General features: G+C 69.0%; 28 protein-coding genes and 1 pseudogene. 12 read left to right on the top strand and 17 right to left on the bottom strand.

Annotated features, from left to right (window positions below):
* Nucleotides 1-349: 349 nt before the first annotated feature.
* Nucleotides 350-820: a hypothetical protein gene (locus MUY22_RS04170; protein ID WP_247057226.1), complete on the bottom strand. Its 471-nt coding sequence runs from the start codon at nt 818-820 to the stop codon at nt 350-352.
* A gap of 161 nt (nt 821-981) precedes the next feature.
* Between MUY22_RS04170 and MUY22_RS04165 the strand changes: the two genes are divergently transcribed.
* Nucleotides 982-1,905: a DUF5919 domain-containing protein gene (locus MUY22_RS04165; protein ID WP_247057224.1), complete on the top strand. Its 924-nt coding sequence runs from the start codon at nt 982-984 to the stop codon at nt 1,903-1,905.
* Entirely contained in the window at nt 1,902-2,687 is a 786-nt protein-coding gene (locus tag MUY22_RS04160; RefSeq protein WP_247057222.1) for an inositol monophosphatase family protein, read from the top strand. The genes MUY22_RS04165 and MUY22_RS04160 overlap by 4 nt, the downstream gene beginning before the upstream one ends.
* A 79-nt stretch (nt 2,688-2,766) precedes the next feature.
* Here the strand turns inward: MUY22_RS04160 and MUY22_RS04155 are convergent, their stop codons facing one another.
* The 3 genes and pseudogenes from MUY22_RS04155 to MUY22_RS04150 all read right to left on the bottom strand — a co-directional run.
* Complete coding sequence (locus MUY22_RS04155) at nt 2,767-3,267, bottom strand: hypothetical protein (protein ID WP_247057221.1); 501 nt, start codon at nt 3,265-3,267, stop codon at nt 2,767-2,769.
* Nucleotides 3,268-3,332: 65 nt separating this feature from the next.
* Entirely contained in the window at nt 3,333-3,548 is a 216-nt protein-coding gene (locus MUY22_RS49675) for an ANTAR domain-containing protein (RefSeq protein ID WP_371827653.1), read from the bottom strand.
* A 630-nt stretch (nt 3,549-4,178) separates the two neighbouring features.
* Nucleotides 4,179-4,643, bottom strand: a pseudogene (locus MUY22_RS04150) (glycoside hydrolase family 27 protein); the annotation flags it as partial.
* Between the two features lie 169 nt (nt 4,644-4,812).
* On the opposite strand from MUY22_RS04150, the gene MUY22_RS04145 reads away from it, so the two are divergent.
* Both MUY22_RS04145 and MUY22_RS04140 read left to right on the top strand, forming a co-directional pair.
* Nucleotides 4,813-6,003 (top strand): CaiB/BaiF CoA-transferase family protein, encoded by a 1,191-nt coding sequence (locus tag MUY22_RS04145; protein ID WP_247057219.1) that lies wholly within the window; start codon nt 4,813-4,815, stop codon nt 6,001-6,003.
* A gap of 144 nt (nt 6,004-6,147) precedes the next feature.
* The gene (locus MUY22_RS04140) at nt 6,148-7,413 is read left to right on the top strand and encodes an aspartate aminotransferase family protein (RefSeq protein ID WP_247057217.1); all 1,266 of its coding nucleotides are present in this window, start codon (nt 6,148-6,150) and stop codon (nt 7,411-7,413) included.
* Nucleotides 7,414-7,638: 225 nt separating this feature from the next.
* On the opposite strand, the gene MUY22_RS04135 is transcribed toward MUY22_RS04140, so the two are convergent.
* The 6 genes from MUY22_RS04135 to MUY22_RS04110 form a co-directional block, all read right to left on the bottom strand.
* Nucleotides 7,639-8,076, bottom strand: coding sequence for a VOC family protein (locus tag MUY22_RS04135; protein ID WP_247057215.1), 438 nt, complete (start codon nt 8,074-8,076; stop codon nt 7,639-7,641).
* On the bottom strand, nt 8,055-8,252 hold the full coding sequence (locus MUY22_RS04130; protein WP_247057213.1) for a hypothetical protein: 198 nt from the start codon (nt 8,250-8,252) through the stop codon (nt 8,055-8,057). The genes MUY22_RS04135 and MUY22_RS04130 overlap by 22 nt, the downstream gene beginning before the upstream one ends.
* Before the next feature lie 143 nt (nt 8,253-8,395).
* A complete protein-coding gene (locus MUY22_RS04125) occupies nt 8,396-8,899 on the bottom strand; it encodes a GNAT family N-acetyltransferase (protein WP_247057211.1) in 504 nt (167 codons plus the stop codon).
* A gap of 43 nt (nt 8,900-8,942) precedes the next feature.
* Nucleotides 8,943-9,728 carry a helix-turn-helix domain-containing protein gene (locus MUY22_RS04120; protein ID WP_326951649.1) on the bottom strand — a complete coding sequence of 262 codons (786 nt, stop codon included), beginning with the start codon at nt 9,726-9,728 and terminating at the stop codon, nt 8,943-8,945.
* A 151-nt stretch (nt 9,729-9,879) separates the two neighbouring features.
* Nucleotides 9,880-11,427 carry a PH domain-containing protein gene (locus tag MUY22_RS04115; protein ID WP_247057206.1) on the bottom strand — a complete coding sequence of 516 codons (1,548 nt, stop codon included), beginning with the start codon at nt 11,425-11,427 and terminating at the stop codon, nt 9,880-9,882.
* A complete protein-coding gene (locus MUY22_RS04110) occupies nt 11,424-11,975 on the bottom strand; it encodes a PH domain-containing protein (protein ID WP_371827578.1) in 552 nt (183 codons plus the stop codon). The genes MUY22_RS04115 and MUY22_RS04110 overlap by 4 nt, the downstream gene beginning before the upstream one ends.
* A 142-nt stretch (nt 11,976-12,117) precedes the next feature.
* Here MUY22_RS04110 and MUY22_RS04105 point away from each other — a divergent pair, with 142 nt between their 5' ends.
* Complete coding sequence (locus MUY22_RS04105; protein ID WP_247057202.1) at nt 12,118-13,038, top strand: proteasome assembly chaperone family protein; 921 nt, start codon at nt 12,118-12,120, stop codon at nt 13,036-13,038.
* Here MUY22_RS04105 and MUY22_RS04100 read toward each other — a convergent pair.
* Complete coding sequence (locus MUY22_RS04100; protein ID WP_247057200.1) at nt 13,035-13,640, bottom strand: NAD(P)-dependent oxidoreductase; 606 nt, start codon at nt 13,638-13,640, stop codon at nt 13,035-13,037. The two genes, MUY22_RS04105 and MUY22_RS04100, sit on opposite strands and share 4 nt — an antisense overlap.
* A gap of 83 nt (nt 13,641-13,723) precedes the next feature.
* Here MUY22_RS04100 and MUY22_RS04095 point away from each other — a divergent pair, with 83 nt between their 5' ends.
* Together MUY22_RS04095 and MUY22_RS04090 are read left to right on the top strand one after the other, a co-directional pair.
* Nucleotides 13,724-14,455 (top strand): class I SAM-dependent methyltransferase, encoded by a 732-nt coding sequence (locus MUY22_RS04095; RefSeq protein ID WP_247057198.1) that lies wholly within the window; start codon nt 13,724-13,726, stop codon nt 14,453-14,455.
* A 53-nt stretch (nt 14,456-14,508) separates the two neighbouring features.
* Nucleotides 14,509-15,330: a class I SAM-dependent methyltransferase gene (locus MUY22_RS04090; protein WP_247057196.1), complete on the top strand. Its 822-nt coding sequence runs from the start codon at nt 14,509-14,511 to the stop codon at nt 15,328-15,330.
* Here MUY22_RS04090 and MUY22_RS04085 read toward each other — a convergent pair.
* The 3 genes from MUY22_RS04085 to MUY22_RS04075 all read right to left on the bottom strand — a co-directional run bounded on the left by MUY22_RS04085 (nt 15,317) and on the right by MUY22_RS04075 (nt 17,863).
* Nucleotides 15,317-15,667 carry a YciI family protein gene (locus tag MUY22_RS04085; protein WP_247057194.1) on the bottom strand — a complete coding sequence of 117 codons (351 nt, stop codon included), beginning with the start codon at nt 15,665-15,667 and terminating at the stop codon, nt 15,317-15,319. The two genes, MUY22_RS04090 and MUY22_RS04085, sit on opposite strands and share 14 nt — an antisense overlap.
* A 21-nt stretch (nt 15,668-15,688) precedes the next feature.
* Nucleotides 15,689-16,603, bottom strand: a complete 915-nt coding sequence (locus MUY22_RS04080; RefSeq protein ID WP_247057192.1) for an MlaD family protein — start codon at nt 16,601-16,603, stop codon at nt 15,689-15,691.
* A gap of 69 nt (nt 16,604-16,672) precedes the next feature.
* On the bottom strand, nt 16,673-17,863 hold the full coding sequence (locus MUY22_RS04075) for an FAD-dependent monooxygenase (protein WP_247057190.1): 1,191 nt from the start codon (nt 17,861-17,863) through the stop codon (nt 16,673-16,675).
* 108 nt (nt 17,864-17,971) lie between these two features.
* On the opposite strand from MUY22_RS04075, the gene MUY22_RS04070 reads away from it, so the two are divergent.
* Nucleotides 17,972-18,157 carry a hypothetical protein gene (locus MUY22_RS04070; protein WP_247057188.1) on the top strand — a complete coding sequence of 62 codons (186 nt, stop codon included), beginning with the start codon at nt 17,972-17,974 and terminating at the stop codon, nt 18,155-18,157.
* 67 nt (nt 18,158-18,224) lie between these two features.
* Nucleotides 18,225-18,890 carry a TetR/AcrR family transcriptional regulator gene (locus MUY22_RS04065; RefSeq protein ID WP_247057185.1) on the top strand — a complete coding sequence of 222 codons (666 nt, stop codon included), beginning with the start codon at nt 18,225-18,227 and terminating at the stop codon, nt 18,888-18,890.
* Here the strand turns inward: MUY22_RS04065 and MUY22_RS04060 are convergent.
* The 3 genes from MUY22_RS04060 to MUY22_RS04050 all read right to left on the bottom strand — a co-directional run bounded on the left by MUY22_RS04060 (nt 18,870) and on the right by MUY22_RS04050 (nt 20,595).
* Nucleotides 18,870-19,145, bottom strand: a complete 276-nt coding sequence (locus tag MUY22_RS04060; protein ID WP_247057184.1) for a YggT family protein — start codon at nt 19,143-19,145, stop codon at nt 18,870-18,872. The two genes, MUY22_RS04065 and MUY22_RS04060, sit on opposite strands and share 21 nt — an antisense overlap.
* Before the next feature lie 68 nt (nt 19,146-19,213).
* Nucleotides 19,214-19,687: a GNAT family N-acetyltransferase gene (locus tag MUY22_RS04055; protein WP_247057181.1), complete on the bottom strand. Its 474-nt coding sequence runs from the start codon at nt 19,685-19,687 to the stop codon at nt 19,214-19,216.
* Nucleotides 19,675-20,595, bottom strand: a complete 921-nt coding sequence (locus MUY22_RS04050; RefSeq protein WP_247057179.1) for an MBL fold metallo-hydrolase — start codon at nt 20,593-20,595, stop codon at nt 19,675-19,677. The genes MUY22_RS04055 and MUY22_RS04050 overlap by 13 nt, the downstream gene beginning before the upstream one ends.
* An 87-nt stretch (nt 20,596-20,682) precedes the next feature.
* On the opposite strand from MUY22_RS04050, the gene MUY22_RS04045 reads away from it, so the two are divergent.
* The 3 genes from MUY22_RS04045 to MUY22_RS04035 all read left to right on the top strand — a co-directional run bounded on the left by MUY22_RS04045 (nt 20,683) and on the right by MUY22_RS04035 (nt 24,333).
* Nucleotides 20,683-21,564, top strand: coding sequence for an AraC family transcriptional regulator (locus MUY22_RS04045; RefSeq protein ID WP_247057177.1), 882 nt, complete (start codon nt 20,683-20,685; stop codon nt 21,562-21,564).
* 235 nt (nt 21,565-21,799) lie between these two features.
* Nucleotides 21,800-23,296, top strand: a complete 1,497-nt coding sequence (locus MUY22_RS04040) for a hypothetical protein (protein ID WP_247057176.1) — start codon at nt 21,800-21,802, stop codon at nt 23,294-23,296.
* Nucleotides 23,293-24,333 (top strand): AAA family ATPase, encoded by a 1,041-nt coding sequence (locus MUY22_RS04035; RefSeq protein ID WP_371827652.1) that lies wholly within the window; start codon nt 23,293-23,295, stop codon nt 24,331-24,333. The genes MUY22_RS04040 and MUY22_RS04035 overlap by 4 nt, the downstream gene beginning before the upstream one ends.
* The last annotated feature ends 33 nt before the right edge of the window (nt 24,334-24,366 follow it).

Raw genomic sequence — 24,366 nt, 5'->3', positions numbered from 1 at the left:
ACTCCCCACGAGCCTCGCTACCTCCCGCGATTGGCCCCGCCGGCCGATCCGGAGGAGCCGTTCCTTTCGCTCGCCGCCGCCAGAACTGCGTCTGCCCCTCGAACGCCTCCGCCGCCGACAACGTCGCCGCCAACGACCACCACGGCAGGTTCGCACCCACCGTGATGCGCCGCCAGGCGACCGCCACCGCATGAGACGCATCCGCCATCTCATTTAAGACAGCCGGATCGAACGCCCGTACCCGCGCGACCTCATCCGAGGCAGCCCGATACCGGCGATACGCCTCTTCCCAGTCCCGAACCACTTTCTTGGTTTCCATCGCACCGAATCCAACTCAACCCGACCGCGATTACGCCGCCTTGCTCTGCTGCTCCTGCGCCGGACCCCCGGCCGTCTTCCCAGCCGAACCCCGGTTTCCTCCGCTGGCAGCAGCCTTGAAACCCGTCGCACGGAACGCGTAGGACTGGTACTTGAACTCGCCCTGCCCCGCCACCTTCGGCTGCGCCGTCAGCCCGTCCAGCTCGACCGGACGCATACCGGGCAGAACCTCCGACGTCGTCGGCACCGGCTGAACATCCGCAATCAACGTCACCTCAAATGACGCCCGCTTGGCCTTGATCTCGTCCGGGTCCGTCACCGTGCACACCCACTGCCGCTTACCGGTCAACTCGTCCACCCGCTGACGCACCGGACGACCAGCCGCCTTGTCTTCGCGCGACTGATACTCGTTGTCCGGCGACACCTCACCCACCAACACCAACCCCTGGGGGAAAGCGTCGTGGAACTCGATCGCGAACCTGTGATCCCTGGTGATAGCCATCTCGTGTGAAACCTCTCTAGTAGCGGTGACCACCACAGCAGTGGCCCCACCACTACTATCGGCCGACGACGGTCCCATTAAGACGCCCTGTATGTCTCCTCTAGACCGTCTACTGCTCATCTAGTCTCGTCTATGTCTCATCTAGCTGGTAGGATGGTTGCATGACAGAGATCGAGGGAGCGGGATCGGCCGTGGTAGAGCACTCCAACGTGCTTAAAGTGCTCCTCAGGCAGCGTCACTTGCAGAACCATCGGATGTTTTGTCGAGAATACAATAAGCTTGCCAAAGCAATTGATCACGATCTCGTGGACAGCTTTCCAAAAAAAGCGCAGTTTTATCGCTGGCTCGCGGGTGACATCATCGGCCTGCCTTATCCGCATCACTGTCGAATACTGGAAAGTATGTTTCCCGGATGGACGGTCGAGCAGCTTTTCCAAAAACATTCGGGAGGAATTGGTTTCGTGCCAGAACCGCCCGTCACGAAGTCGCCTATATTGATTGCCGAGACCGCAAATCAGGTTGCTTCCGTGCGCGATGGAGTGGCTGACGTTACCGCCGTATTTGAAACTCGACCACAATTCGCGCACGAAATGCCTCCGCATGAACTGTTTGATGATGCCGAGAATATCAGCATGGTTGGACTTTCTTTAAATATGCTTTGTCAACAGTATTCGGATCGCGCATTGAAGGAACTCCTTGAGCGTGGAACAATAGTCAAATGTCTCTTTCTTGATCCTGACGGCTATAATATTAAATCACGCGAGCGTGAAGAATCGCATCCTGATGGCGTGTTGATCACGCTAACCAAACTGAATATCGACGCATTGCGCCGACTGCGAACAAAGCTTTCGGATGATGCGTGTGCAAATTTGCATATTCGCACCTACGATGAAGCGGTTCGATTCAATATCACGGTAATCGACAACACCCTGTGCATAGTTCAGCCTTACCTGCCTGATGCGAGAGGTGTTGAATCACCAACGCTGGTTTTGGAACGACAGGATGAGCATCCTTCTGGACTTTTTCATACTTTTTCGTCCGTGTTTGAGACCATGTGGGAGCGCGGTTCGGATGTGTTGAAATGAAGGCCCTGAAAGAGCTTCTTGCTGTTGCACAGGAGGCGGTTGCCATTGGTAGCAAACTTATGTTAAAGGATGGCCCTGGTGGCGTGCATTTGAAGGGCGATAGGGATCTTGTCACCGACATGGACATTAAGATTCAAGAACAAGTCCGCACTTTCCTTGAGGAGAAGACTCCGGACTTTAACTTCCTAGGCGAAGAGCAGGGTGGCGGCTCGGTAGACGAATCTGAGGAGTTTGTCTGGGCCCTCGATCCGATAGATGGCACTTCGAACTTCGCGCACAGAATTCCTCTTTGTGCGAGTCAGTTAGCTTTGATTCATAGGGGTGAGCCTGTCATTGGTGTCATAACGGCACCATTCCTTGGTCTCAATTACTACGGCTCTAAAGGTGGCGGATCATTCTGCAACGGAGAGCCGATCAATTCAAGTAGTGTTACCGAGATTGATCGCGCTATTGTTTCAATAGGCGATTACGCAACCGGTTCGGGTGCCGCCAAGAAGAATGAACGACGGTTCGCCGTGACTCGAATGCTTGCTGAACAGGTCGAGCGTGTTCGCATGTGGGGATCTGCTGCGCTCGATCTAGCGTTTGTTGCAGACGGCCGGACGGACGCGTGCGTCATACTCGCTAACAAGCCGTGGGACACTGCGGCAGGTGTTTTGATCGCTAGAGAAGCTGGCGCGTTGGTTGTCGATGCGACCGGCGTGCGCCACGACTTCAGTTCCACTGCCACAATCGCCACAGCGCCAGGGCTCGAACTTGCATTGCTCGATCGGTTGCGCTAGATGGCAGCTAGCGTCTGGCATTGGGTTGCCGAATTTGGCTCTATGGGATCAAGGCGCCGCCTGCGGCGGCGCGCACGGGTCACCTTGCGTGCGGCGGGCTCCCGCCCTTGGCGGACCGGCCTCCCGCTCCGCTCCGGCCGGCCGCCGGGCGAGCCCGCCGACGACTCGGCACCCGCACGCGCGCCGCCGGAACACCATCGTTCCCCGCAGCCACATCCGCCGAGCCGAGCGACGCGCTGTCTGCCTTGGCCGACTCAACCTCGACCCGTTCCCGATCTGCCCACACGGCGGGGGCGTCGCGTGCAGCGTCGATCCGGTTCAGCCGTCGCAGCAAGCGATCCAATATCTCCCGCGACCGCGCCAACAGCTCGACGCGGCGCTGGATCTGCTCGTCCACCTTGATTCTCAGTGCATAAGCCCGACCTCTGGCACGGGCTATGTCATCGCGCCAATCGACAGCCCGGTCATGTTCATCAGTGAGCCGATCGCCCTCAACGGACTCGGTGTCACGGGCGTCAGCCGCAGCCTCACGCTGGTTCAGAGACTGAAACCTCGCCAGGTCATGGTCTGGCTGGTCCATCCTCTGACGATACTGACATGCAGGCCCCAACCAGAAGGGCCGGAACCTGGCTGAGTGCAGGGCGACTACCACCGTCGCGCGACAACCACACGGGCCATATCCTCCAGCGCCAGGTGGGCCGCGTTAGCTTCGCGCAAGAGGATCGCCCGTGCCTGCGTCGGCTCGCAGCCTCGTCGCTCCATCAGTACTCCGGTGGCCCGTTCAACGGCGATCAGGTCGTCCACTGCGCGCCAACAGTGAGCAAACCACAGGCGCACCAAGCGGTCGTCGGGCCCATCCATGCCGCTCGGAAACACCATCGGACTCGTCACCACCGTCAGCTTGAGTCAGGCACCCGCCGAACGCAGGACGACTGGATCAGGCACCCCGATATCCCGCACTTTCGGCACGGACCAAGAGGCCCCCGGCGCCACCGAGGGGGAGGGAGTGGCGCCGGGGGCCGCATTAAGTGTCCCGGCATGATCGCTGCCCCGCAACACTCTGACGACGACGCAACGCGGCTCCCCAGAGGTTCCCTCGCATCGCAGCGTCTAGCGGTGAGCTGGCCGCGTCAAGGCGGGAAAGCGTGCCTTGACCCGGCCAGCTCACCGCTAGAGGCGGCAGGGGCGAGGGAAAGGCAGCAAATAGGCAATCCGGTTCCGACTCGACTCATCGGCTAGCGAGCCGTGAAGAGCTGAACAAACGAGAGGACTCGACACATGTCCAGCCGCCAGCTCAGTCCGAACCAGATCGCCCTGTTCAGCCACTACCAACTCACTCTCTGGACCGAGCAGGCCCGGCCAGCCAGGCCGTCACCAGGCCGTCAAACGACCGGACCTAACCGGACGCAACCGGACGCAACCGGCGTAAAACACCTGGTCAAAGCCCCGGCGCACCGAAAGTCCCCAGGTCAGAAGCGCCAGGTTTCAGAAGTCGTACTTGACGTAGTCGACGCCCCAGTCGGCGAACGACTGCGCGTCCGCGTCTTCGTGGTCGAGGGCGCCCGGCATGGTCTTCTGGCAGGTCAGCGTGCCGGCGCTGGTGTAGATGCCGAGCTTGAGGCCGAGGCCGTGGACGTAGTCGGCGAGCGCCTTGATGCCGTGCGGGAACTTCTCGTGGTTCGGTTCGAGCTTGCCGTCGGCCGTGCGGTTCTGTTCGGCCCAGCAGTCGTCGATGTTGACGTACTGGTAGCCCGCGTCCTTCATGCCGGACGACACGAGCGCGTCGGCCGCGCCGCGGACCAGGTCCTCGTTGATGGCGCAGCCGAACTTGTTCCAGCTGTTCCAGCCCATCGGCGGGCGGTCGCCGACGCGCTGGGCGGCGAAGTACTGGGGCTCCGCGGCCGCGGCTTGGGTGACCGTGACCAGCGTGGCGCAGACGGCCAGCGCGGCCGCCATTCCCACAAGACGACGCATTGTTCCCTCCCGGAGTGCGCAACTCTGCACAGACTCGCTCAACAATCAACACGATGGGGGTGATCGTCGTCTAGGTCCGTTGGTAGGAAATCCCTTACCCGGGTGCGCGAGGTACAAAGGGGCGGACGCCGAGCCCGACGAGGAGCCGTTGATGCCCCCTGCCCCTGACGGATTCCGGCCGCTGGACGGGATCAAGGTCGTCGACCTCTCCCGCATCCTCGCCGGGCCGTACTGCACGCAGCACCTCGGCGAGATGGGCGCCGACGTGGTGAAGGTCGAGCCGCCGGGCCACGGCGACGACACCCGCGGCTGGGGCCCGCCGTTCGTCGGCGACGAGGCCGTCTACTACCTCGCGGCGAACCGGAACAAGCGCGGGATCGTCCTCGACCTCAAGAGCGACCGCGGGCGGGACGCACTGCGCCGGCTGGTCGCCGGCGCCGACGTGCTCGTCGAGAACTTCCGCCCGGGGACGCTGGAGAAGTGGGGGATCGGCTACGCGGAGCTGTCGGCGGTGAACCCGCGGCTGATCCACGTGTCGATCACCGGGTTCGGGCAGACCGGGCCCTACCGCGACCGCGCCGGTTACGACCTGGTCGCGCAGGCCCTCGGCGGCGTCATGTCGCTGACCGGCGAGCCCGACGGCGCGCCGGCGAAGGTCGGGCTGCCGGTGGCCGACCTCAACGCCGGGACGTGGGCGATCATCGGGGTGCTGATGGCGCTGCAGGCCCGCCACACCACCGGCCGCGGCCAGTACCTCGACGTGTCCCTTTTGGACAGTCAGCTGGCCTGGCACGTCTACGCGGCGGGCGCGGTGTTCTACGACGCGCCGCGCCCGCGCCGGATGGGTTCGGCGCACCCGAGCATCGTCCCGTACCAGGCGTACCCCGTGTCCGACGGCTGGCTGATCATCGCGGTGGGCAGCGAAAAGCTGTGGCACGCGTTCTGCGGCGTGCTCGGCTTGGACATCGCCGCGGACCCGCGGTTCTCTTCGAACGCCGCGCGCGCGGCGCACCGGGATCCGTTGAACGCGCTGCTGGAGCCGGTGCTCCTGACCCGCGCGGCGGCGGACTGGCTGAAGGCGTTCGACGAGGCGGGCATCCCGGCGGCCCCGATCAACGAGCTCGACGACGTCTACGCGGACCCCTGGACGGCCGCGCGCGACCAGGTGGTGCGGCTGCCGCACCCGACGGTGGGCACGTACGTGGGCAACGGGTTCCCGGTGAAGGCGTCGGACACCCCCGCGCGGCCGACGTCCGCGCCGCCGACGCTGGGCCAGCACACCGCGGAGGTGCTGGCGGAGCTGGGTTATTCGGAGGCGGAGATCGCGGAGTTCCTGGAGTGAGGGGTCAGCCCGTGCCGGGCGGCGTCGGTGTTACGGGTTGCAGTGCCGTTCCGGCCAGGTCCGGCCGCCGAACTGTGCACGATGGAGTGTTCGCGCCGACTGCTTCGCCCTGGTAAGGATGGGGGCGGGACCTGAGGAGGACCGATGTCAGCACAACCGAAGCACGCCCTCTGGCACCCGTTTGCCGATATGGGGGCCGTCGACGGGGATCGGATGGTCATCACCCGCGGCGAGGGCTCCTACGTCTGGGACGACGCCGGGCGGCGGTACTTCGATGCCACCGCGTCGCTCTGGTACGCCAACTTCGGGCACGGGCGGCCGGAGATCACCGAGGCCGTCGGCAAGCAGCTGCGGGCGCTCGACTCGTACAACCTGTTCGGCTACAACGCGAACGAGCCGGCGATCGAGCTGGCCGACCGCGTCGCCGAGCTGGCGCCGACCCCCGGCTCGAAGGTGTTCTTCGGATCGGGCGGCGGGGACGTCATCGACACCGCCGTGAAGCTCGCGCGCGCCTACTTCGCGCAGACCGGGCGGCCGGAGAAGGTGCACGTCATCGGCCGGACACAGGGCTACCACGGCACGCACGGGTTCGGCACGGCCGTCGGCGGCATCCCGGCCAACGCGGCCGGCGTCGGCCCGCAGCCGCCGGAGTTCTCGCACGTCCCGTTCGACGACGCCGGCGCGCTCGAGGCCGAGATCCAGCGGGTGGGCGCGTCGCGGGTGGCGGCCTTCTTCTGCGAGCCGGTGATCGGCGCGGGTGGCGTGCTGCTGCCGCCGGAGGGGTACATCGAGGCCGTCGCGGAGATCTGCCGCCGCCACGACGTGCTGTTCGTCGCGGACTGCGTCATCGCCGCGTGGGGCCGGCTCGGCACGTGGTTCGGCATCGACCGGTGGTCGGTGCAACCCGACATGATCACGACGGCGAAGGGCATCACCGGCGGGACCATCCCGCTCGGCGCGCTGGTCGTGGCGCCGCGCGTGGCGGAACCGTTCTTCACCGGCGCGCCCGGCGCCCCGATCTTCCGCCACGGCGCGACGTACGCCGGACACCCCGTCGCCTGCGCGGCCGGCCTCGCCACGCTGGACATCTACGAGCGCGACGGCCTGATCCCGCGCGGCCGCGAACTCGAGAAGCCACTCGCCGACGCCGTGTCGGGGGTCAGCGACCACCCGCTGGTGGCGGAGGTCCGCGCCGGGCTGGGCTTCCTCGCCGCGGTGGAGCTGACGGGCGACGTCATGGACGCCGACCCGGGCGCTCCGGTCAAGCTGCAGCGCGCGTGCCGGGACGAGGGCGTGATCGTGCGCAACCTCGGCCGCGGGATCGCCGTGTCACCGCCGCTGATCGCGGCGGAACCGGAGTTGGACCTACTGGCCACGGCGCTGCCCAAGGCCCTGGACCGCCTGCGCTGACGCCGCCGAGCGGCGCATCCAAGGCCTCCGACGCCCTGGATGCGCCCGCTCACGGTCGTGCGGGCCTGCCGCTGGCCTTCGCGGTGCCGGAGCCCGCCGCTCACGATCGCGTGAGCTGGCCCCGGTCGCGGTTGTGCGGGCCTGCTGCTCCTGCCCTCGGCGCGCCGAGGCTGCTCGCCGATCGTGCGGGCGGGCCGGTCGCGAGCTGGGCGAACGTCGCGAACGTCAGGACACGCAGAACTCGTTGCCCTCCGGGTCCGCCACCGTCACCCAGCTGTGTGGTCCCTGCTGTCCGCGGTGCAGGAACTTCGCGCCCCTCGTGGTCAGCTTCTCCACCGTCGCGTCGACGTTGGCCGCGCCTACCCAGACATCCAAGTGGAGGCGGTTCTTCACGGTCTTGGGTTCCGGAACCAGCTGGAACAGCACCCGCTTCGGCGGGCCTTCTGGTGGGGAATCCGGGTGCCGGATGGCGGCACCCGTCTTCCACACCAGTGCCCCGTTGTGCATCTTCGTCTCCGCGTCGCTCGCGTAACCCTTCGCGATCATCTCGCGGATGAAGTCTTCATCAGTCGGTTCCACGGCCCAGCCGAGCGTCTCGGCCCACCAGTCGGCGAGCACGTGCGGGTCGGCTGAGTCGACGGTCACCTGGAAGTCATACGCCATACCGGCACGTTAACGACCGAGTCCGACATTTTCCGGAGCGCGAGGTCTTCGGGCACCACCGTGAACCGCCACTTGTCGACGCCGCCGCCCATGATCTCGGCGTAGCGGCGGGCGCCGTCCGCGTTCGCGAAACGCACTTGCTGGCCGTTCGCCAGGTGGGTGATCTTGACCGCCACGCTGCCTCCTCAGAACTCCCCGAAAAGATTGGGCCGGCCCGCGGAGCTTCCCCCTCCGGGACCGGCCCGCACAGTAGAACACATGTTCGACTGGTCGCGCCAGTGGATCCCCCAGGTAGGGGAGAAAAGGGCATTTGTGCAGGTCAGAGCGGACGGATCAGCGCGACGCGCGGCCAGGTGTCCAGGCCGCGGGCGGCCTCGGAGCGGCGGATGTCACGCAGCCCGTCGCCGATTTCGGCGTCCTCGACGGCCCGGAACCGCAGCCGTTCGTAGTAGGGCGCGTTCCACGGCACCTCGGTGAACGTCGTGAGCGTGAGCGCCGGCAGACCGCGCTCGGCCGCCCACTCGGCGAGCGTCTCGATCAGCGCGCTGCCCAGGCCGCGTCGCGCGTGGCTCGGCCGGACCGAGACCTGTTCGATGTGCGCGCGTCCGTCGACGACCTCCGCGATGAGGTAGGCGACCGGGCGGTCGTCGGCGTCGACGCTCACCCAGGCGCGGCCGTCGGCCTGGTAGACCGACAGTTCCGCGACCGAGCCCGGGTCGTCGTCGGCGATCGCGGCCATGCCGAGGTCGCGGAAGAGCTGCCCGGCCTCGCGTTCGACGTCGATCAGGGCGGGCAGGTCGTCGGGGCGCGCGAGCCGGATCACCCGCGCATTCCTACTCGCGCGCCGGCTCCGGCGCGCGGCATTTTTACAGCGAGTACGACGAAATCGTCCGCTGGATGCGGTCGGCGTAGCCGCGCAACGCCGTGATCGCGTCGTCGCGGGCGCCTTCGGAGATCCGGGCGGCGGGACCGGCCACGGTCAGCACCGTCGGCCGCCTGCCCATCGTCGGCACCGGGACCGAACAAGCCCAGACACCTTCGTCGATTTCGCCGGAACTGACCGAGAACCTGTTCTCCTGCGCGAACTTCAGCTCGTCACGCACACCGGTGCCGTACTGGTCGATGATCGGCGGCAGCCGCCGGTCGCGTTCGATCTCCGGCAGCAGCGCGAGCAGCATCTTGCCGGACGCGCCGAGCCCGAGCGGCACCGAATGCCCGGGCTCGAAGGTGAACCGCATGGCGCGGTCGCACTCGACGCGGTCCGCGCACACGGCGGCGTCACCGAACTGCTGGAACAGCATCACGGTCTCGCCGAGTTCGCGGGCCGCTTCCTCCATGGCCGGCTTCGCCAGCCGGACGAGGTCGTTCGCCAGCTGCGCGGCCCGCGCGAGCGGCATCACCTGACTGGTCAGGTGGTAGTGCCCGGCGGTGCCCTCTTCGAGCAGCTGCAGCTCCTTGAGCAGGGCGACGTAGCGGTAGGTCGTCGCGACCGGGGTGCCGATCGTGGCGGCGAGCTCGGCCACGCTGGCCTCCCACCGGCGCTCGGAGAACGCGAGCAGCAGCTGCAGGACCTTCCGGGAACTGCTGGCCCCGGGGGTACGGCGGGGGGAAGTGGTGGCGGAACCGTCGACGGCACTGACGGCAGGCGTCATCATGACCTCTCGGTGAGACAAAAACGACCTTCGCTATCACACGGGGTGAATAAATTAGCACGTTGCGTGAAACGAAAGCCAGCATTTCCGAATCCCGGTCAGATTCCCACTTGCGCTCGCCGAAGTGATTTTTGTTGTAGCACAACGGTGTTCAACGACGCTCCAGGAACGGCGTCAGCAGCCCCGGAAGTGCCTCGTCGGCCAGTGTCAGCCCGTCCGTCTCGCCGACGTCCAGCACTTTGTAGTGGCCCTTGCCCGCGGCCACCGGGGCGATCACCGTGACCAAGCCCGCGCGGCGCTGGAAGAACGAACGCTCGACGACGACGCCCGTCATGCCGTCGCACCGGACCACCGCCGTGCCGCGGTCCAGTGAGCCCGACCGCGTCACCAGGTAGCGGCCCGTGAGCGCGTGGCCCAGGCCGCGGTAGCGGTCCCAGCCGACCAACGCCGCGAACGGCAGCAGCACCACGGCCACCTGCCACGGCCAGTCCGGCCAGCCGGCGAGCCACGCCAGGGCGTAGAGCGCCGCTCCCAGCAGGAGCACGCCGATCACCGCGCGGGTCAGCCGGCGGTAGAGCGCCCGGCGGGGGTGCCGCACCAGCGGCGTCGCCGCGGGGTCTTCGCCGAGGACCGCCGCGACGACCTCGTGGACGCGGGCGACCGGCGCCGGGGGCAGCAGGAGGCCGCCGCTCTTGTCCGCGCCCTTGCCCTCGCGCAGGCCGCCCGCGATGGCGACGCAGCGGGCGCCACCCGCCAGGCGCAGCGGCAGCGGCTCGCGGACCTCGACGCCGCGCAGCCGGTCCTCTTCGATCGACACCGAGCGCGTCGTGATCAGGCCGCGCCGGATGTGCAGCGTGCCGGCGGGCTCGCGGGTGAGCCGGAAGTTCCAGAACGACAGGATGTAGCCGCCGACCGACAGCACCGACACGAGCAGCAGCAGCCCGACGGCGGCGAGCACCACGCTCACCCACGCCGGGGTGTCGGCGAAGTGCCCGACAACCGTCCGGACCAGCGAGAACTGGACCGGGTCGAAGTGCAGTTCGTGCGCGAAGTGGTAGACGGTGCCGACGGCCGCACCCACCACCGCCAGCCCGGACAGCGTGAACGGCGCGTACCGCAGCCACCGCTTGTCGACGGCGGCGACGAGCTGCTCCGTCGGCGCGGCGGGCGCGGCTTCCGTCGAAGACGGAGCAGCCACGGCCTTCCGGTGCAGCAGCAGCGTCCGCAGCCGCTGGGCCTCGGCGACCGTGACGGCGTCGAGCACCAGTTCGTCCTTGTTCGGCCCCTTGCCGTGGTTGTGCCGCCCGGTGCCGATCCGCGTCGCGGCCAGCGAGAACAGCCGGTGCTTGGGCTCGGAGGTGACGTCGACCGTGCGGATCCGGTCGCGCGGGATGGCCCGCTGCTTGCGCAGCAGCAGCCCGGTGTGCCACTCGACCTGCGACTCGGTGATGCGGTAGCGCGACGTCAGTACGTGCGAGACGCCGGTGAAGACGGCGATGGCGGTGAAGGCCAGGCCGATCCACTGCCACGGCTCGCCGTGGCCGAACAGCAGCGCGCCCAGCAGCACCGGCAGCGACTTCACCAGGTCCAGCACCGGCCGGATGAGCAGCATGCGCCGGTCGAGGTGGTGCCACGGCGCGTCCTGCGTGCCCTCGGCGGGCCGGACCACGGCCGTCTCGGTGTCCGCGGTGCTGCTCATGTCGCGTCCCCCCGGATCGCCTGGGTCGTCTTCGTGAGCTCGTCGGCCAGCTCCAGCGCGCGGTCGTGCCGCAGGCCCGAGATGCGCAGCGGGCCGGCCGCGGACGCCGTCGTCACCGTGATCTTCGCCAGCCCGAAGAGCTGTTCGAACGGGTCGCGCTCGATGTCGACGGTCTGGATCCGCGAGATCGGCGCGATCCGCCACTGCTGCTTCAGCCAGCCCGCCTGCGTGTAGACGGCTTCCCCGGTGACCTCCCAGCGGTGCACGCGGTAGCGCCACTGCGGCATCACGATCAGGTGCAGCGGGCCGAGCACGCACGAGATCACCAGCGTCACGTCGAGGAACGCGGGTGCGTCGTCGCTGGTCGCCACGATGAGCGTCTGCACCCCGATCAGCACGATCCAGAGGATCGCGGCGGTCGTCGTCCAGTAGCCGATGGCCCGGGGGCTGACCCGGTGTGCCGGCGGCCGCAGCCGCAGGGCCGTACTCTCGGTGTGCTCGCTCACTGCTTCAGCGTGCCCGATCGGTGGCTTGCGTGCCCAGGACAAGTGTCACGATGCCGATCCGGTCCGGGCTCGATCGCATGCCGTTACGATCCCGGGCACAGCCGGTGGAATGGAATCCCCGTCGGGGTGTGTTGTGCTTGAAGGATTCACATACGTGTCGGAGAGCAGTGAGCAGGAGGATCCGGTGGGATTCGATCCCGACGACCTGTACGAGGTGGACTCGGACGTCCCCGACCTGACCGGGGCGGTGTTGCTGCACCACTTCGAGGGGTTCATGGACGCGGGTTCGGCGGGTCGGCTGCTGGCCGAGCACCTGCTGAGCGGGGAGCACCGGGTGGTCGCGCGCTTCGACGTCGACCGCCTCATCGACTACCGCTCGCGGCGCCCGACGATGACCTACGCGGTGGACCACTGGGAGGACTACGACGCGCCGGAACTGGTCGTCCACCTGCTGCACGACGCCGACGAGACGCCGTTCCTGCTGCTGGCGGGCCCGGAGCCGGACCACGACTGGGAGCGGTTCTGCGCCGCTGTCCGGAACCTGGTCGAGCGCTGGGGCGTCCGGCTGACCGCCGGCTTCCACGGCATCCCGATGGGCGCGCCGCACACCCGCCCGCTCGGCGTCACCGCGCACGCCACCCGCCAGGACCTGGTCGGCGAGCACCAGCCGCTGCCCAACCGGCTGCAGGTGCCGGGCAGCGCCGCCGCGCTGCTGGAGTACCGCTTCGGCGAGTGGGGGCACGACGCGGTCGGTTTCGCCGCGCACGTGCCCCACTACCTCGCCCAGCTGGCCTACCCGACCGCGTCGCTCAACCTGCTCGACGCGCTGGGCCGCGCCACCGGACTGAACCTGACCGTCGGCGAGCTGCGCGGGGCCGCGGACCTCGCCGCCGCCGAGATCGAACGGCAGATCGCCGCGTCCGACGAGAACGCCGGCGACGTCGTCCGCGCGCTGGAGCGGCAGTACGACGCGTTCGTCGAGGCGTCCGAGAAGGGCAGCCTGCTCGCCGAGTCCGTCGAGCACATGCCGACCGCCGAGGAGCTCGGGACGCAGTTCGAGCGGTTCCTCGCCGAGCAGAACGGCGGCGAGACCCCGGAGCGTTAGGCCACGGCCAGCAGCACCCGCGAGTGCTTCGGCGTCGTCGCCTCGTCGACCAGCGCGAGCGCGAAGTCGGCGTAGGCGAACGTCTCCGCCGGGAGGAGCGTCGTGACGGCTGTGCGGTAGGAGCCCGTGCCGCCGCCCTCGCCCAGCACGACCGGCGGCGGCGCGACGACCAGCCAGTCCAGGCCGCTCTCGCGCAGCACCGCCAGTTCGGCCGCGTGCCCCAGCGAGAACGCGCGGTGCTCGGCCGGGAAGTCCGGCGCGTCGTGCACCGCGACGCCGGGTGCCGTCTCGAGCGTCGTCCCGATCCCGGCGACGACCAGCCGGCTCACCCCGGCCCGCTTCAGGCCGTCCGCCAGCGCGCGGGCGGCGGCCGGGAAGAACTCGCCCGACGCTGTTCCGGCGGCGTAGGCCACGCTGATGACCGCGTCGTGCCCGGCCACCACCTCCGCGACGCTGTCCGCGTCGGTGACGTCGGCCGCGACCCCCTCGTGGCGACCCGGGTCGCGCACCGCCGCGGTGACCTGGTGGCCCCTCCTGGTCGCCTCGGCGACGACACGCTGTCCGGCCCGGCCGCCGGCGCCGAACACGATGATCCTGCTCATGGAATCCCCTTCCGTCGCCGGTGAAACTAGGCTCGGGGGTGCCGGTTACCGCAAGGAAATCGGCTTCGACCTGGGGGTGGGCGATGGCGACCTACGACCGCATCGGCGTCGGTTACGCGCTGGGCCGGCGGACCGACCCGCGCTGGCTCGCGCCGCTGCTCGACGCGCTGGGGGACGCGGGCACGGTGCTCGACGTCGGCTCCGGCACGGGATCCTACGAGCCGCCCGGGCGGCGGGTCACCGCCGTCGAGCCGTCCGCGGAGATGATCCGGCAACGCCCTCCCGGCGCCGCGCCGGTGGTGCGCGCGGTCGCGGAGGCCCTGCCGTTCGCGGCGGGCACGTTCGACGCCGCGCTCGCGGTGCTGACCGTGCACCACTGGCCCGGGTGGCGGCGCGGCCTCGCCGAACTGCGCCGGGTGGCGCGGCGGCAGGTCGTCCTGGCCTACGACACCGGGCGCCACAACGACTTCTGGCTGGTGCGCGAGTACGTGCCGGAGGTGGCGGAGCTGGAGCGGTCACGCCCGTCGGCGTCGGACGTCGCGGCTTTCCTGGGCGCGCGGAGCGTCGTCCCGCTGCCGGTGCCGTGGGACTTCACCGACGGCGTCTTCCCGGCCCACTGGCGGCGCCCGGAGGCCTACCTCGACCCGGCGGTGCGGCAGGCGTGCTCGGCCCTGGCCCAGACGGCACCTGACGCCGTGGCGCGCGGCATCGCCCGGCTGCGCGCGGACCTGGCGTCGGGTCGCTGGCACGAGGCGCACCGGGATCTGCTGGACCTCCCGGAGTGGGACGCGGGCTTCCGGCTCGTCGTCGCTTGAGCGGGCGTGAACTACCTCGGTGGGGTGGGGGCCGTGTCGGGTACCGTCCCGGGATGAACCAGACGGAAAGCCCTTCGTCCGCAGCGAAAACCTTGAGGCGCACGCTGGGCAGGCTGTTGTTCCGGGTGGCCTCGAAAGTGCACGACCCGTACACCGATCAGCTGAACCGGATGCGCACGGAACTGCGTGAGGAGATCGTCCGCCAGGGTGACCGGCTCCTCGATCGGGTGGTGGAGTTCGAGATCCGCAGCCGCCGCGACATCGTCTACGCCGGCGACCAGGACGCCGCGCTGGAGAGCAACGTCTTCGCCCGCGAGCACTTGGTCGGCGCCCCGCACTTCGGCCGTCCGAAGCAGACACTCGAGTACGCGCTTTCCCTGGCGCCGCAAGGCGGAATGGCACTGGAGTTCGGCGTCGCGTCCGGCAACACGCTGCGCACGATCACCCGCGCTCGCAACAGCGAGCAGGTCTACGGCTTCGACTCGTTCGACGGCCTGCCCGAGGCGTGGCTCAACGGCATGCCCGCCGGCGCGTTCGCCCGCGACGACCTGCCGGACGTCCCGGGCGCCGAGCTGGTCGTCGGCCTGTTCGCCGACAGCCTCCCCGGGTTTCTGGACGGGCACCCGGGCCACGTCGACTTCCTGCACGTGGACGGCGATCTCTACAGCTCCGCCAAGACCGTCCTTGACCTCTGCGGGCCGCGGCTGCACGCCGGCAGCATCGTGCACTTCGACGAGTTCTTCAACTTCCCCGGCTGGAAGAGGCACGAATACCGCGCCTGGACGGAGTACGTCGAGCGCACCGGCGTCGAGTTCGAGTACGTGGCCTACACCTACAACGACAACCAGGTCACGGTGAAGATCACGAAGGTGTAGGCGGTCCGTCGGCGATCCGGCGCAGTTCGAGCGCGCCGGCCTCGGCCCACGGGTGCCGCGACGCGACCTCGACGGCCGTCTCGTGGTCCGGGCAGTCGAGGATGACGTAGCCGCCGATCTGCTCCTTGGTCTCGGCGAACGGGCCGTCGGTGAGCAGGACGTCGCCGTCGCGCACCCGCAGCGTCTTCGCTTCGGCCGGCGGACGCAGGCCCGTGCCGGTCTGCCGGATCCCGCGCCGCGCCAGCTCGGCGCCCCATTCGTGGCAGCGCTGAGCCATCTCGGGGCCGGCGGCCGCCTCCGCGGATTCGTCACCGGCGAGCAGGAGCAGGTATCGCATGCGGTCAGCATGCCACGCGGCTCAGCCGTAGCAGCCTTCCTGGTTCAGCGGACCGAACGACGGCAGCAGCAGCCCGCACAGGTAACCGTCGAGCCACCGGCCGTTGCCGGAGAGGTTGACGCCGAGGCGGACCAGCGGCGCGAACCCGCGGATCCCGGCGGCGAGCGCGTCCTGGTTGCGCTGCAGCATCGACGTCAGCTGGTCGAGCTGGGTGAGCAGCGGCCCGAGCTGCCCTTCGTCGTCCTCGATCAGCCCGGACAGCTCGGTCGCGAGCTGCCGCGAACCGTCGAGCAGGGCGGCGTCGCGGTCGACGAGCGTCTGCGACACGGTCCGGGTGTTGGCGAGCAACGTCGAGAGCCGGCCGTCGCGCGCGGCGAGCGTGTCCGAGAGCCGCGACAGTCCCGTGAGCGCGGCGCGGACGTCCTGCGGGGTGTTCGCGAGCGTCGCGGACAGCGTGTCGAAACTCTTCGCCAGCTGCGCGGTGTCGATTCTGTCCACAGTGGACGAAAGCCGGCCGAACGCGGCGAGGACGTCGTACGGGACGGTCGTCCGCGAGCGGGGGATCGGCTCGTCCGGGTCGAGCGTGGCGTCGCCCTGCGGGTCGAGGGCCAGGAACTTCTGGCCCAGCACGGTTTTCAGCCGGATCGCCGCGCTCGTCGTGTCGCCCAGCCACGCGCCCTTCGCCTGGAACGACACCAGGACGTGGTCGCCGGCCAGCCGGATGTCCGAGACGCGGCCGACCCGCACACCGGCGATCCGGACGTCGTTGCCCGCGAACAGGCCCGCGGCTTCGCCGAACTCGGCGGAATACGTGGTCCCGTCGCCGATCACCGGCAGGGACCGGGCGTTCATCGCGGTCACCACGCCCAGGGTCAGCACCGCCAGGCCGGCGAGCGCCGTCCGGACCGGGGCGGCGTCGGCCCGGCGTATTGACATGGCGTCAAGGGTGACGCACGTCACGCCGGGCCGCCAGTGGGGTCCCCCGAAGAGGCGAAGATCGCCGCGTCACGCCGATGTGAGCAGCGGGTATTCGCGGTACTCCAGCGCGTTGGCCGCCCGGTCGGTCATCCGCAGGAAGATGCCACCGAACAGCCGCGTGCTCAGCATCTTGTAGGCGCGGTTGCGGTTGCGGATCTTCTTGGTCGTGCGCGGCGCGAGGAAGTTGCCCGAGCCCTTGCCGTTCTTCTGCCCGACCGCGGCGGGTTTGCGCAGCCGCTCCTCGTACTTCGCGAACGCCGCCGTGTGGTCGCCGCCGGCCGCCGCGAGCTCCCCGGCCAGCACCTGGGCGCCCATCATCGCCAGCCCGGTGCCGGACCCGCCCGGCCCGGCGCACCACGCGGCGTCGCCGAGCAGCACGACCCGGCCCGTCGACCAGCGGTCCAGGTGGATCTGGCTGATCGAGTCGACGTAGAGGTCGTCGGCCGCGGGCAGCGCTTCGAGCAGCTTCGCCGTCTCCCAGCCGGTGTCCGCGAACAGCCGCGCGACGAGCGCCCGCTGCTCGTCGGCGGTGCGGCGGCGGAACTCGACGTCGTCGGCGGCGAAGACCAGCCCGACGTGCAGCCGGTCGGCGTGCCGGTGGCTGCCGACCATCAGGCCGCGGCCGGGCTCGTTGTAGAGCACGCTCGTGTGGTCGAGCCCGAGGTGGTTGGGCGCGGTGAATCCGGCGATGCCGAAACCGAGGTCGCGGCGGAAGTCCCGCTCCGGGCCGAACGCGGCGGCCCGCACCCCCGAGTGCACGCCGTCGGCCCCGACGACCAGGTCGAACTTCCGCGGCGCCCCGCGCCGGAAGGTGACCTCGACGCCGTCCGCGTGTTCGGTCAGGCTCGTGACGCGGTCGCCGAAGACGTACTCGGTGTAGTCCTGGGTGTGCTCGTACAGGACGCGGGCGAGGTCACCGCGCAGGATCTCGACCTCGCCGCTCCACGCGGCGCCGGGCACGCTCAGCTGCGGCTTCCCGTCGAGGCCGAGCACGGTCTGCTCACCCATCGCCGTCTCGAACCGGCGCACGTCGCCGAGGACGCCCATCGCGGCCAGCAGCTTCACCTGCTCACCCCGGAAGTCGACGGCCTGGCCGCCGGGCCGCAGCTCCGGCGCGGTCTCGACGACGGTGACGCGGTAGCCGCTGCGGTGCAGCCAGTAGGCCGCGGACGGGCCGGCGATGCTGGCCCCGGACACGAGCACGGTCTTGGCGGTCATCGGGAGTTCCTCTCGGTCGGTGATGACCGAAGACTGCGTGCCGCCGCTGACGACCCGCGCACCGTTCACTGACGGCGGCGCCACTCGCTGGGCAGCACGCCGTAAGCCGTGCGGAACCCGCGCACCGAGGTCAAGGCCGACAACCTCGACCCCGACCGCGGGCCGATGCTCGTCATCTCCGGCGAGTACGGCCACCAGGTGCCGCACGCCATCGCGCACGCCACCTGCGAGCGGCAGCTGAAGAACCCGGGGACGACGGAGTTCGCCGAGCTCGCCGGCCGGTTCGTCGAGTAACCGCAGGTCAGCCGGGTAAGGCGTCAGTTGGCCGGTGATGTCCGGTTCCAGTGGTTAGCATGGCGCGGTGGACCGTTCCGCCGCAGGCCGGATCCAGGAAGACGCCGACGAGGCCGTCGAGGCGCGCATTCTGGACGCCGCCGCGCACCTCATCGCCGAGGACGGCTTCGGCCGGATGAAGCTCGGCGGTGTCTGCGCGCGCTCGGGGTACGCGAAGTCCGTGATCTACCAGCACTTCGGCGACAAGGACGGCCTCGGCGGCAAGCTGGTCGAGTACGCCGTCGAAGAGTTCACCGACGCCTACAGCGAAGCGGTGGCGGCCCGGACCGGGTCCGCCACCGCGACGCCGATGGACATGCTGCGGGCGCTGCTGGACATCATCTTCGAGCTCATCACGACGATGCCGACGCTCAACCACGCGTTCCTGGCCCTCTGGGGTGACGCGTCCGCGGAGAGCTCGGCCATGCGCGCCGCCCTCACCGAGGCCGACCGCCGGTTCCGCTTCGCCATCGCCCAGACCGTCGCCAGCGGCGTCGCGGACGGCAGCATCACCGGCGTCCGGGACGCCGACGCGTACGCGTCCGCCCTGCTCGCCCAGCTGCGCGGGATCTCGATGCAGGCCCTGATCGACCCGGACGGCATCGACCTGCGCGGCGTCCGCGCCGAGCTGGAGCGCGGCGTCGACCGGCTGTCCGCGAGCTTCCGCGGCACGCTACAGGCTGAAGGCGATTGACCGCAGCACCAGCACGGCGACGAACACCAGCGTGAAGGCCAGATCGAGCGAGATCCCGCCGAGCCGCACCGGCCGCACCACCCGTCGCACCGGCCCGATCACGGGCTCGGTCGCCGCGTAGGCCAGCCCGCGAGCCCGCCGGGTCCACGGCGGGCTGTCGGCCACCATGCCGACCCAGTCCAGCACCATCCGCGCGATCAGCACGAGCATGTACAGGGTCAGCGCGAACCCCAGCAACGTCCCCAACGCACCCATCGGTCCTCCTCCGTCTTGCTACCCGATGAACGCGCGGGGGTGGCGGAGAGTGCCAGGTCTGTCCGGTTTCACAGCTTTTCGACAGGAACCAGGGTGACGCGGTACCGCCACGACCCGTCTTCGCGGACGCCGCCGTGCCGCTCGATGGTCTTCGCCGAGGCGACGTTGCCCGGCTCGCAGACGAGGACCACCTCGGGCATCCCGCGGGCGCGCGCCTCGTCGAGCACGCGGGCCAGGGCCCAGCCCGCGAGCCCACGCCGGCGCGCGGACGGCCGGACGCCGTAGCCGATGTGCCCGGCACCCGCGTCCCGGCGGCGCAGCGCGATCCCGCCGAGCACGCGCTCGCCGTCGACGATCCACCAGTACTCGGTGGACTCGTCGGTCGTCAGCCGCGTCAGCCAGGCCGCGAATCCGGCTGGCGTCGCGACCTCGTCGGCGGGGAGCAGCCCGAAGCCGTCCTCGTGGCGGCCGGGGCCCCACTCGGCGTGCGCGTCCAGCCAGGCGGTGCGACGGTCCGCGGTGGGCGTGATCAGTTCCGGCACTCCGCGACCGTATCCGCCCAGCGGTGGATCGCGAAGTGACTGCCGTCGCGGCGGATCTCGGCCGCGCCGGGGCCCGCGAAGTGCGCCGGCACAACGAGTTCCCGGTTGTCGGCCGCGCGTTCGAGCACGCTCCGGCGAGTGGCGGCGGCCTGGCGCGGGTCTTCGCAGAAGCAGCTGCTGTGGCGGGGATCGAGGATCTGCACCGGGCTGTGCAGCAGGTCGCCGACGAACACGGCGCGGTCCGCACCGGACGTCAGGCGCACGAGCGCCGAGCCGGGCGTGTGGCCGGGCGCCGGCTCGAGCGTGAGGTTGCCGTCGATGCGGTGGCTCGTCTCCCACAGCACGGCCCGGCCGAGGACCGGGGCGATGCTGTCGGCGTAGACGAGAAGGCTGCCGTCGCGGCGCAACTGCTCCTGCTCGGTGCGCGGCGCCGGGCGGCGGTGGGCGTTGCGCGGGTCGAAGTACGTCTGGTCGGCGCGGGGGATCACGTAGGTGGCGTTGGGAAAGGCCGGCACCCACTCGTCGTTGCGCAGCAGGGTGTTCCAGCCGACGTGGTCGTAGTGGATGTGGGTGTTGACGACGACGTCGACGTCGTCGGCCCGCACCCCGGCTTCGGCGAGGCGGTCCAGGAAGCCGGTCTTCAGGTGGTCGAACAGCGGGATCTGCGGCCGCTGCCGGTCGTCGCCGACGCCGGTGTCGACGAGGACGACTTTCCCCTCGCTGCGCAGCACCCACGTCTGGACGGCGGCGTGGTAGCCGTCGGTCTCCGGGTGCCAGTGGTCGGGGGAGAGCCAGGATGCGTTGTCCCGCCGGAGTCCGGCCGGGCTGTCCGGCACGATGGTCCGCAGCGGGGCGATCTCGCCCTGCCACTCGACGACCTTGAGCACTTCGACGTCACCGATCTGCATGCCTCCACGCTAAGACGTTCACGTGAGTGTTTCCATGGCCGAAATGCTCGTCTGAATGCGCGATCGTCTCACGGTTACGATGGACTCGTGGACCTCCTGAGCGACGCGATCGCCGCGATGCGGATCGGGCAGCCGACGTCGAACCGCCTGCGCGCCGGCTCGACGTGGTGCTACCGCTTCGCGCCGTACGAGGGCGCGGGGTTCCACGTGCTGCTGCGGGGGAGCGGCTGGCTGGTCCCTTCGTCCGGCGAGCCGGTGCCCCTGGGCGCGGGCGACGTGGTCCTGGTCCCGCACGGCAGCGCCCACACGCTGTCGTCCGCCCCGGACGCCGCCGGCGCGGTGCCGTTCGAGACGGCGGTGCCCGAGCCGGACGGCCGCACGGAGTTCCTGTGCGGCAAGTACCGCCTGGACCGCGCGCGGCAGCACCCGGTGCTCGCGGCCCTCCCGGAGGTCGTCCACCTCCCCGCGAGGATCGGCCACCACCCGGAGCTGCGGGCGGCGATCGACCTGCTGGGCGGCGAGGTTGCGGCGTCCCGCCCCGGCCGGGACACCGTGGTGACGGGCCTGCTGGACCTGCTGCTGGTGTACCTGGTCCGGGCCTGGCTGGCTTCGACGGAGCACCCGGGCTGGCCGGAAGCCTTGCGGGACCGCGAGATCGCGGCCGCACTGGCGGCGTTGCACGAGAATCCCGCGGCCCCGTGGCGCATCGAGGACCTCGCGGCCCGGGTCGGCCTGTCGCGCGCAACACTGGCCCGCCGCTTCACGGCGTTGACGGGCCGCCCCCCGATGGCGTACTTGACGTGGTGGCGCATGACCACGGCGGCCCGGCTGCTGCAGGACACGGACCTGCCGCTGCCGTCGATCGCGTCGAAGATCGGTTACGGCTCGCCGTTCACCTTCTCGCACGCGTTCAAACGCCAGTTCGAAGTCGCGCCCGGCACATACCGCTCGAGCTCCGGTCGTAAATGATCTTTCGTTCGTTATCTTGACGAACAAGTCATTCTCGCGGGGGATCGCTATCGGTGACAAGTTCGGGAAAGCCTCGAATATTGGCTGGTCAGGCTCATTTCGGTGGCTGTCGAGTTTGTTGGGCCGGGTCGAACAGTGAGCCCAATCGGACTAAAACGGCAAGGATGAGCAAGTTTGTTGCAGAACCTCGCTAAGATGGCCTGGGCTATGCCCATAGTGAGGTGGAGGACTTGCGATGATGGGTGAGACACCGGGCGCGGGTGCCCTGTGGTCTCTGGTCCAGGCATTGCAGGGCGTGTCGTGCCTGAGCGACCCCAACAGCCGTCGGCTGGTCCTCCGGTTGCTCTCCGACGAACTGGGCTATTTGTTGCCCGTTAACGAATATTCGCAGACGAACTTGCATTTGCTCGCGATCGTCGACTCGTGCCGGCAGCGGCCGGACGGCTTGCTCGTCCTCCTCGGTGTGCTGGAGAGCGTGGAGCCCGGCACCATCGCGCTGACAGAGGTCCGGCAGATAATTCTCGACCTGACGTCGCTGCAGGCCTGGACGGCCGAGGAGCGGCACCAGTTGTTCGGCCTGTTGTCCGGCGTGACCGCGTCCGACGTCACCGACATCTACGCGCACGTCGCCGGTACCGGTGCGCCCCCACTGCCGCCCGAAGCGCAGCTGGAGCAGGCGTTTTTGCTGCTGGAGACCCTGAACTGCGGTCCGGACGGGGTGCCGAAGAGCTTGATGCTCGTCGAGCACGTCGCCGCGCGGCTTCGGTTCGACCTGGCCGCGGAGATCCGGGGATGGGTGGACGAGAAGGCCCGCCGGATGGATCTGGTCAAGGAACTCGAAGGTTTCCGTAATCAGATCAAGGGTGTAGCCCGTTTGGTGGATCCGCCGAAACCCCGGTCGGAGGCCTACCTGGTTTTCCTGCTGCAGCCCGACGGGCCGACCGGCGACGGCTATCTGTTGTCGCACTGGCGGCAGCTTGACGTCTCCGGTGGCTGGTACCCGGAACGCGGGCCCGACTTCTTCGGTGGATTTGAAGAGGTGCGGCGCAAAGTCGCCGAACTGGCCGAGAAGGTCGAAGGCGAGTGGGCGCCGTACGATCCGGACATCCGGCTCGATTTCATCCTTTCCCGGGACCTGTTGCACCTGGACGTCGACCAATGGCAGTGGGAAGTCGAGACCAGCATTCCGGAACCGCTCGGTTGCCATTTTCCCATGGGGGTGCGAAGTCTGGAAAGAATGAAGGCAAGGAAATGGCACCGTGCTTGGTACGTGCGGTGGAAAGAACTCAAAGCGCAGGCGGGGGGCGGTGGCTCGATCGCGCCCGAATCCGGGTTCTGGAGCCCGCGGGACGAGGCGCGGAATTTACGTGAGCTGACGGCGTGGTTCGAGGCGAAACCGGATCTCGTCGCCTTCGTGCTCAGTGAGCCGCCTCGTCCGTTCACCGTGGAAAGCGACGAGATCGCCGTGGGCCTGCGCGCCGGCTTTCCCGTCATGGTCTGGCATCGAGAAGACTGCCGTTCGGAGGAATTTTCCCACACCGTGAAAGAGCTACTGCACGCCGAAGACCCGCACCACCTGCTGGAACGCCTTCGGCTCATCAGGCTGTCCGCGTTCGCCGAAGGGCCGGAAGGAAGTCACGTCGGCAGCCGGCTGGCGATCTTGTGGGACGACCCCGAACGCATGGTGGTACCGCAGCGCCCGACCGCACCCGAGGCGGTGTCGAGCGTATGACCGGTGCCGAATCGGAAAACCACGAACGTGACTGGCAGGTCTACCGGGGAACCGGGCTTCCCGCCGGAACCGGGGAGGTCTCGCTGCCGGACCCGCCGCCCTGGCGTGAGTTCGGCGGTGAGGGGCCAGTCACCCTGCCGCCCGACGACGGCGGTGACGGGCAACGCCGGATCGGACGGCTGCGCAGCCAGGCCCGGGTCTCGGACCGGCAAGAGGTCGCGATGGTCAACGCGGCCATCTACCTGCGGCGCCCGCTGCTGGTCACCGGTCGTCCGGGTACCGGGAAATCGAGCCTGGCCTACCTGGTGGCCACGGAACTCGGGCTCGGTCCGGTGCTCAAGTGGCCCATCTCCAGTCGGTCGGTCCTGAAGGACGGGCTCTACCTCTACGACGCGATCGGCCGCGTCCAGGCGGCGGGCGAGCACCACGCCGAACCGGCCGACATCGGCGACTACATCCGTGTGGGCCCGCTCGGCACCGCTCTGCTGCCGTTCGAGAAACCGCGGGTCCTGCTCATCGACGAACTCGACAAGAGCGACATCGACCTGCCGAACGATCTGCTGAACGTGTTCGAAGACGGCGAATACGAAATTCCGGAACTCGTCCGTCTCGCGAAACTGCGGTCGGAAGTCACCGTGCTCACGCACGACCGCGGCGGTACGGCTGTGGTCAAGGACGGCCGCGTCCGGCCGCGGGCCTTTCCGATCGTCATCATCACGAGCAACGGAGAACGGGATTTCCCGCCCGCATTTCTCCGCCGGTGCTTGAAACTCGAAATGCGGCCGCCCACGTTCGAGCAACTGGGGCTGATGGTGGCGGCCCAGTTCGGCGACACCGACGGCCTGGACATCCGGCTGCTCATCGAGCAGTTCCTCGAACGCAGTGAACGCGTGGGCGGCTTGGCGGCCGACCAATTGCTGAACGCCGTCCACATGGCCGCCGAACTCGCGACTTCGGGGGCGTACCAGCGCGACGGCGACTGGACCGAACTCCTCGAAGCGATTTGGCACCCGTTGTCGTCCTTGGAGTCGGAGTGACCGCGACGCCCAGTGGAGCTCAGCCGCCCCGGG

It is taken from the genome of Amycolatopsis sp. WQ 127309, assembly GCF_023023025.1.
In the GTDB taxonomy this organism is placed as follows: domain Bacteria; phylum Actinomycetota; class Actinomycetes; order Mycobacteriales; family Pseudonocardiaceae; genus Amycolatopsis.
The sequence above is the reverse complement of the archived record's forward strand: the minus strand, read 5'-3'. Positions and strand labels throughout refer to the sequence as shown.

What these genes read in the sequence shown, in the direction of transcription:
- MUY22_RS04170 (WP_247057226.1), bottom strand. Translation starts at nt 820, where the DNA reads ATGGCTATCACCAGGGATCACAGGTTCGCGATCGAGTTCCACGACGCT.
- MUY22_RS04090 (WP_247057196.1), top strand. Translation starts at nt 14,509, where the DNA reads ATGAACCAGACGGAAAGCCCTTCGTCCGCAGCGAAAACCTTGAGGCGC.
- MUY22_RS04115 (WP_247057206.1), bottom strand. Translation starts at nt 11,427, where the DNA reads ATGAGCAGCACCGCGGACACCGAGACGGCCGTGGTCCGGCCCGCCGAG.
- MUY22_RS04120 (WP_326951649.1), bottom strand. Translation starts at nt 9,728, where the DNA reads ATGACGCCTGCCGTCAGTGCCGTCGACGGTTCCGCCACCACTTCCCCC.
- MUY22_RS04145 (WP_247057219.1), top strand. Translation starts at nt 4,813, where the DNA reads ATGCCCCCTGCCCCTGACGGATTCCGGCCGCTGGACGGGATCAAGGTC.
- MUY22_RS04060 (WP_247057184.1), bottom strand. Translation starts at nt 19,145, where the DNA reads ATGGGTGCGTTGGGGACGTTGCTGGGGTTCGCGCTGACCCTGTACATG.
- MUY22_RS49675 (WP_371827653.1), bottom strand. Translation starts at nt 3,548, where the DNA reads ATGGATGGGCCCGACGACCGCTTGGTGCGCCTGTGGTTTGCTCACTGT.
- MUY22_RS04140 (WP_247057217.1), top strand. Translation starts at nt 6,148, where the DNA reads ATGTCAGCACAACCGAAGCACGCCCTCTGGCACCCGTTTGCCGATATG.
- MUY22_RS04080 (WP_247057192.1), bottom strand. Translation starts at nt 16,603, where the DNA reads ATGTCAATACGCCGGGCCGACGCCGCCCCGGTCCGGACGGCGCTCGCC.
- MUY22_RS04040 (WP_247057176.1), top strand. Translation starts at nt 21,800, where the DNA reads ATGATGGGTGAGACACCGGGCGCGGGTGCCCTGTGGTCTCTGGTCCAG.
- MUY22_RS04095 (WP_247057198.1), top strand. Translation starts at nt 13,724, where the DNA reads ATGGCGACCTACGACCGCATCGGCGTCGGTTACGCGCTGGGCCGGCGG.
- MUY22_RS04160 (WP_247057222.1), top strand. Translation starts at nt 1,902, where the DNA reads ATGAAGGCCCTGAAAGAGCTTCTTGCTGTTGCACAGGAGGCGGTTGCC.
- MUY22_RS04085 (WP_247057194.1), bottom strand. Translation starts at nt 15,667, where the DNA reads ATGCGATACCTGCTCCTGCTCGCCGGTGACGAATCCGCGGAGGCGGCC.
- MUY22_RS04075 (WP_247057190.1), bottom strand. Translation starts at nt 17,863, where the DNA reads ATGACCGCCAAGACCGTGCTCGTGTCCGGGGCCAGCATCGCCGGCCCG.
- MUY22_RS04100 (WP_247057200.1), bottom strand. Translation starts at nt 13,640, where the DNA reads ATGAGCAGGATCATCGTGTTCGGCGCCGGCGGCCGGGCCGGACAGCGT.
- MUY22_RS04035 (WP_371827652.1), top strand. Translation starts at nt 23,293, where the DNA reads ATGACCGGTGCCGAATCGGAAAACCACGAACGTGACTGGCAGGTCTAC.
- MUY22_RS04165 (WP_247057224.1), top strand. Translation starts at nt 982, where the DNA reads ATGACAGAGATCGAGGGAGCGGGATCGGCCGTGGTAGAGCACTCCAAC.
- MUY22_RS04155 (WP_247057221.1), bottom strand. Translation starts at nt 3,267, where the DNA reads ATGGACCAGCCAGACCATGACCTGGCGAGGTTTCAGTCTCTGAACCAG.
- MUY22_RS04050 (WP_247057179.1), bottom strand. Translation starts at nt 20,595, where the DNA reads ATGCAGATCGGTGACGTCGAAGTGCTCAAGGTCGTCGAGTGGCAGGGC.
- MUY22_RS04135 (WP_247057215.1), bottom strand. Translation starts at nt 8,076, where the DNA reads ATGGCGTATGACTTCCAGGTGACCGTCGACTCAGCCGACCCGCACGTG.